1 rRNA gene is annotated in these 275 nt (G+C 53.5%); it reads right to left on the reverse strand.

From position 1 onward, the window contains the following. Nucleotides 1-275 (reverse strand): 16S ribosomal RNA (locus WFK85_RS23710); the annotation flags it as partial.

The raw sequence follows: 275 nt of genomic DNA on the forward strand, positions 1-275 counted from the left end.
ATCCGACTTAACAAACCGCCTGCGTGCGCTTTACGCCCAGTAATTCCGATTAACGCTTGCACCCTCCGTATTACCGCGGCTGCTGGCACGGAGTTAGCCGGTGCTTCTTCTGCGAGTAACGTCAATCACTAAGGTTATTAACCTTAATGCCTTCCTCCTCGCTGAAAGTACTTTACAACCCGAAGGCCTTCTTCATACACGCGGCATGGCTGCATCAGGCTTGCGCCCATTGTGCAATATTCCCCACTGCTGCCTCCCGTAGGAGTCTGGACCGT

Origin of the sequence: Cedecea sp. VD22, assembly GCF_037150195.1 — a bacterium.
Lineage (GTDB): Bacteria > Pseudomonadota > Gammaproteobacteria > Enterobacterales > Enterobacteriaceae > Cedecea.